Source organism: Exiguobacterium sp. s102, from assembly GCF_018618635.1.
GTDB classification, from domain to species: Bacteria; Bacillota; Bacilli; order Exiguobacteriales; family Exiguobacteriaceae; genus Exiguobacterium_A; species Exiguobacterium_A oxidotolerans.
This window is the reverse complement of record NZ_JACSML010000002.1, coordinates 860173-871377: the sequence shown is the minus strand read 5'-3', so window position 1 is coordinate 871377 and position 11205 is coordinate 860173. Positions and strand designations below refer to the sequence as shown.

Below are 11205 nucleotides of genomic sequence, written 5' to 3'. Positions count from 1 at the left end.
ACAGGAAGACGATTAGGGAGGAAAGAGAGAGCAAAAAAAGATGGGAGATCACATTCAAGTGACCTTCCATCTAGTTTGTCTACACGCTGAAACCCTCATTTCAAGAGGAAATAAGGGTTAACGTTTCTTTTTGAGTAATTTGAAAATTTTTCGTTTTACCCTCACATTGGATTTAAAATGACACCTGCATTATTCTCTTTGAACAGTGACTTATGGATTTCTAGAATTTCTTCTTTTTTTAACTCGATTGTATATTGTTTAGCTCCCTCAAATGAGTACCCTTTAAGTATACTACGTTTTTTAGATAAGATTTGTATCAGTGGCTTTTCAATCATGCTACTTTGTGATTCATATGTAAGCATATACTTACCTGCAGGTATCTGATTGCCAATTTCATAGTAGCCAGAATTCGAGATTTCATATTTTCCCGTATCGTCAGTTTTTAAAGGCTTCCGCTTAGAGGGTGTAAGTATAAAGGTTCCCTTCAAAGGAATTGACTCACCGTCACTAAATGAAATTCCCATCCACTTGTCATTGTTGCTCATTTTTTTCTGCATAAACATGGCGTCATCACTAGTAGATTGAATATCGTATTGACCTTCGGGAAAATCTTCTCCGACTTTATACTCACCAGACTTTAAAGTAACTTGCTGCAGTGCATCTTGCTCTTTATGTGTGAAAAAGTTAGATACATATGGATACGTAATAGAGGCGATACACACGCACATTAGTAGTACAAATATCACTTTCTTATTCTTATTCATTTACGATTCGTCCCTGGTCGACTACAATACGTCCTTCATCCATATAAATTACGTGGTCACATATTTTTTCGATGTCTTCTTTTTGATGACTCGACACGAGAATAGTTGCGCCTCTTTGCTTTTCACGAACCAATAACTCTTGAATCAAGTTGACACCACTCTGATCGATAGCATTGGTCGGTTCATCTAACAAGATAATGTCCGGCTTTTCAAAAATTGCTTGTGCAATGTTCAATCTTTGTTTCATTCCTAAAGAATACTTCTTCACCTTCAACTTTGATGTCGGATCTAAACCTACTGCTTCGATTGCCTCAATCATATCTTGTTCGGTCGCTACTTTTCTAATTTTCGCGAGAATTTTTAAATTTGTCATTGCATCATACTGTGGTAACAGTTCCATGTTTTCAATAATGATGCCTAAACTTGGTGGAAACGATATTTTCTCATGAAGTACTTCGTCGTTAATCTTTACTGTGCCGGCAGTAGGTACGATTAATCCGGCAATAGATCGGAGTAACATCGTTTTACCCGAGCCGTTTCTTCCAAATACGCCATAAATTTGACCTGGTAAAAATTCAACAGTGATGTCTTTCAAGACAGCTTTTCTTTTTATCTCTTTACTTACATTCTCTACTTTAATCATTATCTTCACCTACATTATGTCTAATTTTTTAAATCGTTGAATTGACAGCCATACCAATAAAATTTCTAGTAACATGATACCAATCATTCCATATGAACTATTGACGATGTTACTCGAGAGGAAATCCCAGTCATTTAAACCGTTGCGCAACCCCATTGCATAGTTCGATAAAAAGAAATAGTTTGAAAGCATAGCTGTCTTTTGAAACTCGGCGCTCAGTAAGGTTGGAACAAGAATATAAATGCTTACGATGAGCTGAGCGATTTCCGATTTAAACAAAAGCTCCATGTACATTTGTATCGAAAACATTACGACTAAGCTGCCAACATAGATTACCATCATATACGTATATGTATCGACCGATAAATCATAAGTATTGACTTTAAACAATCGAAATATAAGAAATTGAAAAGAGATAAAGAATACTAAAGACAAGAACATGGACAGGAATTGCTTCATCATGAACATATTCTTGCTATATCTTCTAGTAATATAGGGGATTCCTTTAAATCGAATTGCTTCTCTTAGGTTTCCTGAAAAATAGAAACTCATGACGATTACCGGGAAGTACCAATAGAGTAAGTACTGGTACGTCAACATTCTACTCGATGTCAATGGTACCCCATCCAAGAAAGGAAATCGGGACATCTCTAAGCTCGAAAACTTTAAGAAGATCATTTGAACAATAATCGAAAGAAGTACTAATACAAATAAACGTTTGTTTTTTATCATTATTTGTACATATCCTTTCTAACAAAGGCAGCAAGACCGAGACTAGAGGCAAATGCAGCAAAGAAAAATTGTCGGATAAAGATAAGCGCAATATCTAAGACGCCCCATTCTCCCTCAAGCATTTTGTTGTACATTGATAAATCTTTTAGCGGACCCCATATTTGACTTAACAATAATTTTTCCATAAAGAAAAGCAGACCAATAGTAAAGACTACGATGAAGAAGGACTTGGTCGAGGAATTTACAAGATCTTTTACCAATTCATACAGAATCCCCACGAAGCTATAGAATAAGAAAAGACTGATCGTGTTTAAAAAGACAATCTTCAAAAAATGATTACTTTCTAAGACTTCACTCGGAAAATGTTGATAGGACATTCCTAAATTGATCACGGAGTGCGTAAGTGAAAAGAGAAACGCAGTGAGCAAAATCTGTCTAACTCTTAGGAAGAAGTATTGTTGACGAGACTTGAACCGTGTAATAGACCATTTAGCTTCTCGCGAAAAGAAACTATTCAGTAATATCAAAAACGGTGCTACATAGAATAAGGAATATGCTTGGATCGAACTAAATCCGAACGCACTGTTGTTGGCAATTAATAAGATATCGTCATATGTAAGGTCACCTGTCTTTAAATAGGGGTTACTTAAACTAGCCTTCGTTTGAGTATTCCAAATAAAGATTAAAAACAGGACCACACCCACTACTGCACTGATTTTTTTAGTCTTCATTGAATTTTACTCCATACACATAAATAGTCAGCGGGAACAGACATAAAACTAATAAAGACAGGAAAAAGATATTCGTCAAGTCAGCAAATCCATACTCAGTAAAGGGTTGAAGCAACAATAAGATAGAGTCTTTCTTTAAAACGAGTAAGAACCAGACAAAGAATGTTGCAGCGTATGCTATTTTTTTATCCAAGAAAAACAAACTAATACTCGTTCCAAGCATTCCTACTAATCCTGCAATGAGTGAAAAGAAGAAAATGTATAAAAGAGCTGTGGTTAATGGGTTAGCGATACTAAAATTAAACAGCGGATTGTCATCAAACTTGAGTTCAGTTTTACCGCCCGATAATGTGCCACCCCAAAAAACAATATGTACTAACACCAAATTCAGCATTAAAGAAGTCAAAATCGTACAGAAAGAAGTTACAAAAGAAATAAATAATTTTTGAGCAAAGTAAGCTTTTCGACCGATTTTACTAATCAGTATTTTTCGATATCCTGTTTTATAGTCTTGAATTGCATTGTCTCCACCTAATAACAGTAAGTAAATAGGCAAAAACCATAATAAAATAATTTGAGGTGCATGACCAATACTTGACCCAGTTAAAAAAGAAGCAAATACAGGCTGATAAACTTCATCCGACAACTGTTGTTGTCTCGTCAATAAAAAGATTTCAACCATTGGAATGCATACAATGATCAAGAATAAGATTCTACTCATACGATTTTTATACAGATTCAACAATTGACTTTTAATCATAAAACCATCGTCCCTTCTTTCACTTTATTCATCATCTTTAAAAATTAATCAGTTTCTTCGTCCCAGTAACCACTTACAGTATAAGTCGTAGAAGTGTAGTTATTATTTTCTGCTGCTAAACAAACATACGATTTACTCGCTGTTTGTTTAGCAGATCGATAATAACTGCCCCCGCCTTGTTGAACATCAACTGTGTTGGAAACTTGAGTTCCTGATTTATCCAACCAGTATGTAGCGATTTTTCCTGTTCCTTTAGAAGTGTAACTCATGTTTACTTTCCACTTGTTAGCTGTATTTTCCGTTTGACGGTATCATTTGCCATTATAATTATTACCATAATTGGATTTTAAAGTAATTCTGTATCCAATGTTATCATTAGAAGCCAATGCAACTGACGATGTTCCTAGGACACCAAGTCCTAGTGCTAAAGCCATTCCTGTGTTTACTAATTTCTTTTGTACTTTCATAGTTCTTTTTCCTTCTAGAAATTATATTGGTAATTCAATGAAAATATATCACATATTTTACTTATATTATTTTACATTAAGAAATTTATTTTATCATTTAAAAGAATTTTATTACTTAAATTACCTTTATGGAAATATTTAAAATTTATTTTTCAATAAAACATTAATTTGAACATAATTATTTTATAAAAAAATAAAAAAACTAATATTTATCAATTAAAATTACAACTTGAAAATATTGACTTACATTTCGGATTTAACAAATTGTGTAGTGCTTAAATTCTTTAATTTTCTCTCAAGAGCTTTTGAGAGTTACAGATAGTTTTACTTATATCAAATAGGTTTACTGTCCACCTTTTAAAAATTAAGCCTTTTATCTTACTTTTGTCAGGTGAATATTTATTTCCATCGAGTGATTGAACATTTTGAACAACACGATGTATAGCGTTTCAAATAAAATAAATAAGTTTTATACTGATTCATAATTAATTTTGTTGTTTATAAAACCTTAAATATTAATGACTTTCTTTTTCTTGTTTCATTCTAATAAAAAAGTGATGTTCTCGATTTCGAAAACACCACTTTTTTTATGTTTTATTTAAAAACGAAAGATTGACTAAAATGAACGGTTTTTTCTTCCTATTGCCGCAAAGACCATCAAGGGATTTGAAGATAAAATCGTCTTCAGTGGCTTTACATATTTTTGTAGAAGATACAGGAACACACTCATGATACAAATGGATAGATGAATTGAAAGTCCATCACCAGATCGACCTTGCGGACCAAGTGGTCCGCAGGAACCAATTGTTCGAGTGTGACCGTGATGTTTTCAGAACGATGGGGTTGATTTCGTTTTCCCATCATGGGAAACCCTCCTTCGTGGTATATTTCTTTTACTTTATAATATGAAAGAAAGCTAAAAAAGCCTCGATTTCCGATCTAATCGCTTCCTAGTGGAAAGCAAACAGGAGCGACCCTGCAGCGAAGCGAAGCGGCGCGATGTTTGCCACAGGAAGACGATTAGGGAGGAAAGAGAGAGCAAAAAAAGATGGGAGATCACATTCAAGTGACCTTCCATCTAGTTTGTCTACACGCTGAAATGCCTGACATCCGAAGAACGGGTGTCAGGCATTTTTTAGAGATGCGGATGATCGGCGACGACGGCATATTCCGTCACGGCATTCGAGAGGACAAGTGGTTTGACTTCAGAAGTCCCAGCGTCTCGTTTTTTATGGACGCCTTTATATGCTTGGCTCGCTTGCCAGGCGTGGAAATCTGCTTGTTTTCCCCATGTCGTCATGATCGTCACGACATCGTGTTCGTCCTGACTAATATCGACGAGCACTTGCATCCGGATAAATCCTTCCATCTGTTCAATCCCTTTTGTCGTCTTAAAGCGCGCCGCAACTTGATCGGACTTCCCTTTGACAACGCGTAGTTGATTCATTACAATCCACATACCGATTCCTCCCTTGTTCACTGCAACTAGTATACCGAACGAGAAGACGAGTGCCCACTCTTGATGCTTCAGTCGATGGTGTTCGATAGGAAGCGAAACCGTTCTGCGCCTGAGGCGTCGACCGCGTGGAGATCAAAGAACAGTGATTTCGGAAAAGCTTGTGGGAGCTTTTGCACCGTATGGAACCGTTCCTTCGTTGCGACGTCAAATGTACGCGTCATCGCTTCGATGGCACGGATCTCTTCTGCGCCGTTCGTGACTGCAACCTTGAATGGTGCTACCGTCAAATGATCAATCAGGCGATGGTGATTTTCACCGACGACAATCAGGAAACGGCCGGCGTCCGTATCGATGACATCCGCTTCCGCCCACTCTTGTCCGTCGTGTACGGTACGGCGTGTGACGTGAGTGACGACGTACGTTGCCTCGTTGCGCCGTAACACAATCAAATAGCGCGTCGTCTTCGTCTCAGCATAAGCGATTGCCTGTGTATCGCTTAATGTTTCTGTCCAGTAGACCTCTTTCGTCGTAAGCTGAATGGTCGCATCTTTGTTGAAACCGGCGACGACCGCTTGCGGTGTTAACTCAGGGGCCGGATCATGGAACGCTGCGGAATGGTTGTCGTGTTGTAAAAATAAGAAACAACCGATCCCGACGAGGAAACTGCTGATGAGCCATACAAGTTGTTTCTTCATGCGATTCTCTCCTTGTGTAAGCGACGGTCCGTTCAACCGATTGATGGTTTCGTCTAGTTCTTTAGCATAACAAAGACCTGCTCGTCGCAACAAGAGCAGGTCTTATGTCCCGATGGAAAATCCATCAAAGTGTCGTCCGCCATGTTGTGTTAGCCACGTCTCGATCAACTGAATGACCGGTTGTTTCTCATCATGACGGAAATAACGTTCGAAAGCATCCGTGAATCGGTCAGCATCTGCTTGACTGAGGGCGGCGAGTTCACGCGGCAACCATTTTCCTTGACCGAGCCAGCGTCCGGATGCCGTTAAGTGAAAGGCAGCTGCTTGATCGAAAAGACGTGTTGCGATGGCGAGTCCTTCCGTCCGGTCCTCTACCCCAATGAAGTCATCGAGCAGATCCGTCAAAAAATAGCGATTCTGATTTAATTGTTCAACCGTCCATCGCGTTGGTCCGGCAAGCAATTGGCGCGACGCTTCCGTTTTCAACCGGTCGACGAGTGGATGCACCCGGACCGGCACCGCTTCCGCGACCATCCGTTGCAGCGACGGACGACGACGCGCACGGTCAGCGTCGAAAAAATCACCAATCGTCGCTTCCGTATAAATGAATGCTTCGACGGGGTGTCCTTCATACAGAAACGACTCCCGGTAGGTGCGTGATCCTGTTGGCATGAGGACAATCAGGTCGATGTCAGACGTTGTTGTCGCCCGTCCGCGGACATGACTGCCGGCAATCATTGCAGCTAAGGATTCAGGGAATCGTTCAGCCACCAGTTCATTCGTAAGTGTAAGAATTTCTGGATTCATATCAATCCATGACTCGATCTTGATCTTGGAATAAGGCGTTATCACTGGAGAAAACGGCCACTTCATCTCCCGGTACAGCGACGATTGAGGCCGTCGCTTCGGCGTTCAACCGTAAATCGACCGTCCAGGATTCGTAATACGTATCCGAGCCGTTGACGACGAGTGTCTTCCCGGAACTGAACGTCAGAAAAAGGTGCGGAATCGTTTTTCCGATGCGTACACCGGTAATCCGTTCTGTATGTAAAGTCACAATCAGATGCAACATCTCTTCTTTCGTCATATGGCGGACGACCCAGTCTTTTGACGATTCGACGTCCCCGTAATAGAGGCGATCGGTTTCAATCCGTAACGAAATTTCCGGGTTCATCGTATCGTAGAGATTAATGAAATCCAGGCTGACGAAACTCGCCAAGTGAATCGTCGCGAGTTGGGTTCCGGTTAAGTAGGTCGTTAAAAGTTTTCTCGCAAGTTGATGGTCTTCTTTGTTCATCTGTAGACACCTCTTCATGTAAGTTTTAAGTCAGTTCAAGATGATTTCCAGTCCATACATCACCGTCATGAGTCCGGTCATCGTAAGCAGCAGACACACTAACATGATTTGCAGGATGCCGGTATACACGTGTCGCATTTGACTGAGTAGTACGATCGAACAGGCCGACAGCAAAATTCCCAAGTGAAACAGCCAACTGAACGGATCGGCGACGGCGATTCGGAAATAGCCGCTCAAGACGAGACTCGAGACAATCAAATAGAGGATCGAGGAGCTGACGACGACAGGAATCGACCGACGCAATACATGATTCAAGAGCGTACCTCCTCTTAAAAAGAATCTTTCTTCCAACAAATTTACCACATATTAGTAAGTCACGGGAGTCCTAAAGAAAAAAGGAATCCTATCGGTAACGATAGAACCCCCCTTCAGACCGACTCAGTCTGCTTTCTTTAAGATGTTGAGTAACCATTTTTGCAGGTCTTTTCCACCTTCGTAAAAAGAGCTGTCACGTAATTCGAACGTGTGCCCGCCTTGCTTGATCGCTTCGTTAAACGTATCACCAAGATCGCGGTTTTCCCACTTGCGTTCATCATTCAAATATTTAAAGCCGAAATTACATTCGACATTAAAAATGATATGGAATGGTTCTTTAAATGAATTGACGGCCCGAATCATCTCGAGCAAAATCATCCGCTTCGGTGTCGATTGTTTGATGGTGTCGATCGTCGTCGTCCGACGCCCGTGAAACTCGACGACGCGGACGGCACGTCCCTGGTCTGCTTTAAAATCATAACTTGTCCGGATGGAGACGATAATTTCTCTCATGCTTTCTGTCATACGCTCTCACTGCCTTTCTCTCGCTTTCGAGTATACCACCCCACTCCACCTTCCTTGAAGAAAAAATTTTAGTATTCCGTCCTGAGACGGATTGAATACTACCATATTTTGTATTAAAATGAAGTAAATGACGAAAGGAGCCTTGTTTTGAAACCGTTATTTTCCATTATCCTGACTGTTTGTTTAGTCTTCACAGGGTGTTACTGTTCCCTTGAAGCACGAACAGACGACCCGCACTTCAAATCACGGACACGTTCGATTTCGACGTATCATACATTCGCTATTGAATTTTCACATGGACTCCGCGCTGATCAAGTTTCGAACCGAACCGTTACCGTCACGGATTCGACGGGGGAACGGATGCAAAATGAACTCGTTGTCATCGATGGGAAAGAGTTGCGGATTAAACCGCCTCGCTCTGGGTATCGGAAAGGACGACAATACATTATACATATCCGTGACTCGATTGATGCCCGGAAACAATTGAAAACAACGACTGTCCGCGAACGGATTTTTACTGTTGATCGTTAACAGTGAGATTCGTTTTTCTTATGTATTTTATTAAAAAATCGGATTGAACAAGCGTTATTTGCTTTCGGACAAATTAAAAGATGACGGGGATGTCCGTCATCTTGATTACGCTACAGCCTATTGCCCTATTATAGTATATGCTCTCGTCTTATCGGCCTAATAGGCACTCCATCCCCCGTCTGCAACGACGATTGCCCCATTGATGAAACTCGCGTCGTCTGATGCAAGAAACAAAGCGAGCTGTGCGATTTCGTCAGGTTGTCCGGTTCTGGGGTTCAAGCCCATCCCGAGCATCGTCCGTCCCATCCCGAACTCACTGATGTTCGTCATCGATTGTCCGATGTTCGTCTCGACGGCACCGGGCGCGATTCCGTTACAGCGAATCCCTTCTTGTGCATACATGAACGCCGTGTTTTTCGTCAGACCGACGACAGCGTGTTTGGAGGCGGCGTACGCAGCACCGGCACGCGCTCCGTTTAGTCCACCGATTGAGATGTTGTTGATGATGTTTCCGGAACCTTGTGCACGAAATAAGGGAATCGCGAGCCGTATCGTCCGCATGACCGCCGTCGTATTGATGGCGAGGACGCGGTCCCAGCGTTCATCGTTCAGCTCGTCGACCCCTTCCATCCCGTCCATGATTCCGGCATTGTTGACAAGGATATCAAGTTGTCCGTAAGCCGTTAACGTCTCGTCAAACAGTTGTTTGATCGCTTCAGCAGACGTGACATCCGTTTTGATGGCGGTCGCCGTCCCACCGGCTGCTTCAATCGCCGCGACTACTGCGTTTGCCCCGTCCAGCTGAATGTCAGACACGATGACACGTGCTCCTTCTGCTGCAAACCGCTCCGCGATGCTCTTGCCCATTCCGGACGCCGCCCCGGTCACGATGGCCACTTTGTTTTCGAGTCTCATGTTTTTCATCCTCTCTGCTTAAACACGACGACCTTACTCGTCTTTACCCGTTTCGACGTGTCATTTCACTTCAATCACGAAAGCCGAGTTCCCGTCCCCTTGCTCCCAATCAGCAAGGACATGATACACATAGATTCCGCGCGCATCAGGTGCTTTGAGTTGTTCGCCTTGCAGCGGAACCGTCTGTCTTGTCCCTGCATCTTGCCACTGTTCGATTTTTAAATCGTCCGGCGCAGGGCCGTCATGAAAGGCAATCGTAATCGGTGACTCCGGTCGGACCACGGTCGGCTTCAATTTTTCTGTCATTTCGAGCGGGTTCGTGTAGATATAGTCGACACATTGTCCCCGTATGAGACCATGCCAGCAATAGGACCCTTGCTGCGTCGGGATCGTTTGGTTTCCGACCGACACGTCAGGAAGCGGCGGTTGATTTCGGAATGGTTCGATGATGAAAATCAATCCAATCACAAGTAAGATGACGATTAAACGAATCGTCCGTCGTTTCATACGAACCAGCTCCTTTTTTCATAAGTGTCATCCGAAGGTTTGTCCTGCAGCAAAACAGGCAATAACTCAACAGTGAGCATAAATCAGTGAAGCAACTACTACAGGAGGTTATCAATCATGGCTGAAAACAAAGTCGTCATCATTACAGGTGCATCAAGTGGTATCGGGGAAGCCACAGCGAAGTTACTTGCGAAGAATGGTGCAAAACTTGTCCTCGCAGCACGTCGTGAAGAGCGGTTGCAAGCATTAAAAGAAGAAATCGAGCAGCTCGGTGGTCAAGCGGTCTATCAAGTGACGGACGTGACAAAGACGGAGCAACTCGAACAACTCGCGAAACTGGCACAGGAGACGTACGGATCAGTCGACGTCCTCGTCAACAATGCCGGTCTGATGCCGTTGTCGCAACTCCATAAAAACAAACAGGATGAATGGGATACGATGGTTGACGTCAACATTAAAGGCGTTCTTTACGGAATCGGGGCTGTCCTTCCGTACATGCGAAAACAAAAATCAGGGCATATCATCAACATCTCGTCCGTCGCAGGTCACGAAGTCATGCCGTCAAGCGCTGTCTACAGCGGAACGAAGTTTGCCGTTCGTGCGATTACGGAAGGTCTCCGGAAGGAAGAATCGGTCGACAATAACATTCGCGCGACAATCATTTCACCGGGAGCCGTCGATACGGAGTTAAAAGACCACATCACGGATGAAGACATCAAACAAGGGATCGGCAACATGCAGGCGATTGATGCCGACGCGATTGCTCGGGCAATCAACTATGCGGTCAGTGAACCGGATGATGTGTCAATCAATGAAATCCTGATTCGTCCGACTGCACAAAAATAAGTGGAGTATACAAGAACG

The 11205-nt window shown here is 42.3% G+C and carries 17 protein-coding genes and 1 pseudogene; 2 read left to right on the top strand and 16 right to left on the bottom strand.

The window, feature by feature from the left end; all coding sequences use genetic code 11:
- Positions 1-161: 161 nt before the first annotated feature.
- The 14 genes and pseudogenes from KNQ02_RS09715 to KNQ02_RS09655 all read right to left on the bottom strand — a co-directional run bounded on the left by KNQ02_RS09715 (position 162) and on the right by KNQ02_RS09655 (position 8376).
- Complete coding sequence (locus tag KNQ02_RS09715; protein WP_214766123.1) at positions 162-764, bottom strand: hypothetical protein; 603 nt, start codon at positions 762-764, stop codon at positions 162-164.
- Positions 757-1407, bottom strand: a complete 651-nt coding sequence (locus tag KNQ02_RS09710) for an ABC transporter ATP-binding protein (RefSeq protein ID WP_214808292.1) — start codon at positions 1405-1407, stop codon at positions 757-759. Before KNQ02_RS09710 ends, KNQ02_RS09715 begins: the two co-directional genes overlap by 8 nt.
- 9 nt (positions 1408-1416) lie before the next feature.
- Complete coding sequence (locus tag KNQ02_RS15825; RefSeq protein WP_214766119.1) at positions 1417-2139, bottom strand: DUF2705 family protein; 723 nt, start codon at positions 2137-2139, stop codon at positions 1417-1419.
- Entirely contained in the window at positions 2139-2870 is a 732-nt protein-coding gene (locus KNQ02_RS09700) for a WxPxxD family membrane protein (RefSeq protein WP_214769097.1), read from the bottom strand. The genes KNQ02_RS15825 and KNQ02_RS09700 overlap by 1 nt, the downstream gene beginning before the upstream one ends.
- The gene (locus tag KNQ02_RS09695; protein ID WP_214769099.1) at positions 2860-3630 is read right to left on the bottom strand and encodes a hypothetical protein; all 771 of its coding nucleotides are present in this window, start codon (positions 3628-3630) and stop codon (positions 2860-2862) included. Before KNQ02_RS09695 ends, KNQ02_RS09700 begins: the two co-directional genes overlap by 11 nt.
- A gap of 44 nt (positions 3631-3674) precedes the next feature.
- Positions 3675-3929: pseudogene (locus KNQ02_RS15640) on the bottom strand (DUF2712 domain-containing protein); the annotation flags it as partial.
- Positions 3930-3941: 12 nt separating this feature from the next.
- The gene (locus KNQ02_RS15635; protein WP_251135053.1) at positions 3942-4097 is read right to left on the bottom strand and encodes a DUF2712 domain-containing protein; all 156 of its coding nucleotides are present in this window, start codon (positions 4095-4097) and stop codon (positions 3942-3944) included.
- 726 nt (positions 4098-4823) lie between these two features.
- On the bottom strand, positions 4824-4961 hold the full coding sequence (locus tag KNQ02_RS09685) for a hypothetical protein (RefSeq protein WP_214808289.1): 138 nt from the start codon (positions 4959-4961) through the stop codon (positions 4824-4826).
- 271 nt (positions 4962-5232) lie between these two features.
- Positions 5233-5556: an antibiotic biosynthesis monooxygenase gene (locus KNQ02_RS09680; RefSeq protein WP_088837154.1), complete on the bottom strand. Its 324-nt coding sequence runs from the start codon at positions 5554-5556 to the stop codon at positions 5233-5235.
- 68 nt (positions 5557-5624) lie between these two features.
- Entirely contained in the window at positions 5625-6251 is a 627-nt protein-coding gene (locus KNQ02_RS09675) for a hypothetical protein (RefSeq protein WP_088837153.1), read from the bottom strand.
- Positions 6252-6353: 102 nt separating this feature from the next.
- The gene (locus tag KNQ02_RS09670) at positions 6354-7058 is read right to left on the bottom strand and encodes a nucleotidyltransferase domain-containing protein (RefSeq protein WP_214804554.1); all 705 of its coding nucleotides are present in this window, start codon (positions 7056-7058) and stop codon (positions 6354-6356) included.
- A 1-nt stretch (position 7059) separates the two neighbouring features.
- Entirely contained in the window at positions 7060-7548 is a 489-nt protein-coding gene (locus tag KNQ02_RS09665) for a hypothetical protein (protein ID WP_214804556.1), read from the bottom strand.
- Between the two features lie 30 nt (positions 7549-7578).
- A complete protein-coding gene (locus tag KNQ02_RS09660) occupies positions 7579-7863 on the bottom strand; it encodes a hypothetical protein (RefSeq protein ID WP_214808285.1) in 285 nt (94 codons plus the stop codon).
- Positions 7864-7986: 123 nt separating this feature from the next.
- Positions 7987-8376 (bottom strand): hypothetical protein, encoded by a 390-nt coding sequence (locus KNQ02_RS09655; RefSeq protein WP_239456893.1) that lies wholly within the window; start codon positions 8374-8376, stop codon positions 7987-7989.
- Positions 8377-8535: 159 nt separating this feature from the next.
- On the opposite strand from KNQ02_RS09655, the gene KNQ02_RS09650 reads away from it, so the two are divergent.
- Positions 8536-8919 (top strand): hypothetical protein, encoded by a 384-nt coding sequence (locus tag KNQ02_RS09650; RefSeq protein WP_088837148.1) that lies wholly within the window; start codon positions 8536-8538, stop codon positions 8917-8919.
- Positions 8920-9075: 156 nt separating this feature from the next.
- Here KNQ02_RS09650 and KNQ02_RS09645 read toward each other — a convergent pair whose 3' ends face one another.
- Together KNQ02_RS09645 and KNQ02_RS09640 are read right to left on the bottom strand one after the other, a co-directional pair.
- Positions 9076-9834, bottom strand: a complete 759-nt coding sequence (locus KNQ02_RS09645; RefSeq protein ID WP_214808282.1) for an SDR family oxidoreductase — start codon at positions 9832-9834, stop codon at positions 9076-9078.
- 60 nt (positions 9835-9894) lie between these two features.
- On the bottom strand, positions 9895-10341 hold the full coding sequence (locus KNQ02_RS09640) for a hypothetical protein (protein WP_214808280.1): 447 nt from the start codon (positions 10339-10341) through the stop codon (positions 9895-9897).
- A gap of 117 nt (positions 10342-10458) precedes the next feature.
- Here KNQ02_RS09640 and KNQ02_RS09635 point away from each other — a divergent pair, with 117 nt between their 5' ends.
- Entirely contained in the window at positions 10459-11187 is a 729-nt protein-coding gene (locus KNQ02_RS09635) for an SDR family oxidoreductase (RefSeq protein WP_214808277.1), read from the top strand.
- Positions 11188-11205 lie beyond the last annotated feature (18 nt).